Annotated in this window: 1 protein-coding gene; it reads left to right on the forward strand. The window is 67.6% G+C overall.

Translation table 11 applies throughout. The features are described from left to right. On the forward strand, window positions 1-550 hold a 550-nt coding region (locus tag ABD774_RS21605; RefSeq protein WP_345045857.1), incomplete at both ends, for an L-histidine N(alpha)-methyltransferase.

Genomic DNA, 550 nt, shown 5'->3' on the forward strand with positions numbered 1-550 from the left:
ACATGATCCTCGACGACGGCGGCGACGCCACCCTGCTCGTCCACAAGGGCGCCGTGTACGAGAAGGCCGGCGCCGGCCCCGCCGCCTCGGCCGAGGACCCGGAGGAGTGGCACGTCATCATCGACCTGCTCACCCGCACGGTCGGCGACGACAAGAAGTGGACCCGGATCGCGGAGCAGATCAAGGGCGTCACCGAGGAGTTCATCCGCAACAGCCTGGTGGTGGTCAACCGCGAGCTGGGCGCCGACTTCGACCCGGCGGCCTTCTCCTACGTGCCGTTCTGGGACCCCCACATGGAGCGGATGGACCTGCGGCTGCGCGCGGAGGTGCCGCAGCAGGTGACCATCCCCGGCGCCGACCTGGTGCTCGACCTGGCGATGGGGGAGGAGATCCGGATCGAGATCTCGAACCCGAGGAAGGGCCAGGAGAAGTACGTCTACACCTACTCCGACGACGAGCTGCAGCGAAAGCTCGCCGAGCTCAAGAAGAAGAACGTGCGCTGGAAGGACCCGGTCCAGCGCTACAAGGGCCTCGGCGAGATGGACGCCGA

The organism is Georgenia daeguensis, from assembly GCF_039537705.1.
GTDB classification, from domain to species: domain Bacteria; phylum Actinomycetota; class Actinomycetes; order Actinomycetales; family Actinomycetaceae; genus Georgenia; species Georgenia daeguensis.